The 1190-nt window shown below is 65.9% G+C and carries 1 protein-coding gene; it reads right to left on the bottom strand.

What is annotated here, in order from left to right; genetic code table 11:
• Positions 1 to 999 (bottom strand): threonine synthase (thrC, locus tag U1769_RS25180; RefSeq protein WP_332720896.1); only part of this gene is annotated, 999 nt, incomplete at its 3' end.
• Positions 1000 to 1190 lie beyond the last annotated feature (191 nt).

The raw sequence follows: 1190 nt of genomic DNA on the forward strand, positions 1-1190 counted from the left end.
CGCGGCCAGCGCGTTGCCGTCGCGGCCCGCCAGGTCGAACAGCAACCGTTCGAAGTTCGAGCTGACCTGAATGTCCATGCTGGGCGCGGCAGTCGGCGTGACGGTGCCGGCGGAATAGTCGCCGCTGGAAAGCGCGCGGTGGAGGATGTCGTTGACGTTGGTGGCAACGATCAGCTTGGCGACCGGCAGCCCCATCTGCGCCGCGACATAGCCCGCGAACACATCGCCGAAATTGCCGGTAGGGACGCTGAACGCGATCGGGCGACCCGGCGCACCGAGGCGAACGGCGGCGTAGAAATAATACACCACCTGCGCCATCAGCCGCGCCCAGTTGATCGAGTTGACGGCGGTGACCTGAAACTTCCCGGAGAAGTCGCGATCGTTGAACATCGCCTTCACCATCGCCTGGGCGTCGTCGAAGCTGCCTTCGATGGCGATGTTGTGGACGTTGGGGGCGAGGACGGTGGTCATCTGACGGCGTTGCACGTCGCTGACCCGCCCTTGCGGGTGGAGCATGAAGATGTCGATGCCCTCGCGCCCCGCAACCGCGTCAATCGCCGCCGAGCCGGTGTCACCGCTGGTTGCGCCAACGATGGTGAGGTGATCGCTGGTGCCGGTCAGGAAACGTTCGAAGAGGAGGCCGAGCAGCTGGAGCGCGACATCCTTGAACGCCAGAGTCGGGCCATGGAACAGTTCAAGCAGGAAATGCCGGTGGTCGAGCTGGACGAGTGGCGTCACCGCCGCGTGGCTGAACCGGCCATAGGCCTTGGTGCAGAGGTCACGGAGTTCCGTCTCGCTCAGGCTATCACCGACGAACGGCTGCATCACGCGGACTGCGGTTTCGGCATAGGACAGGCCGGCGAGATCGGCGATCTGATCAGCGGTGAAGCGCGGCCACTCGACGGGCACGTACAGCCCGCCGTCGCTGGCGAGGCCGGCCAGCGTGACGCCGCGGAAATCGAGTTCGGGCGCGGTGCCGCGCGTGCTCTGGTATCGCATGACGCGCGGGTTAGCGGCGCGGGGCGGGTGCGGCAAGAAAGTCTGGCTTTATGGCTGCGTGGCTGGGCGGCGCGAAGAAGGTGGTTCGCGCAGATGCGCGGAGGAAGTTCGGGAATGCGCGAAGCGCTGGAACAACCTCTACGTTCGGGTCAGGGCATCGTTGAATTGGAGGGCCGCTGGCGCGGCGAGGG

Origin of the sequence: Parasphingomonas zepuensis (assembly GCF_036663735.1) — a bacterium.
Classification (GTDB): Bacteria; Pseudomonadota; Alphaproteobacteria; order Sphingomonadales; family Sphingomonadaceae; genus Sphingomonas.